General features: G+C 52.2%; 1 protein-coding gene. It reads left to right on the top strand.

Going from position 1 to position 232, the window contains the following annotated elements:
• On the top strand, window positions 1-232 hold a 232-nt coding region (locus ACL9RM_RS26795), incomplete at both ends, for a phosphopantetheine-binding protein (RefSeq protein ID WP_414126730.1).

The following is a 232-nucleotide window of genomic DNA, read 5'->3' on the forward strand; positions in this document are numbered from 1 at the left end:
TGGCAGTCGGTACTGGGACTGCAGACTGTCGGTATTTTGGACAATTTCTTCGATCTGGGCGGCGATTCGATCAAGGCAATCCAAATCGCATCCCGTGCGTTCCAGGCCGGTTATAAGCTGGACATGAAGGATTTGTTCCAGTATCCAACGGTTGCAGCACTGGCACCGCATATGCATGAGGTCAGTCGTATGGCAGATCAAGGAGAAGTAAGCGGGGAAACCGCTTTGCTTC

This window comes from Paenibacillus sp. S29 (assembly GCF_049319765.1).
In the GTDB taxonomy this organism is placed as follows: domain Bacteria; phylum Bacillota; class Bacilli; order Paenibacillales; family Paenibacillaceae; genus Paenibacillus; species Paenibacillus polymyxa_B.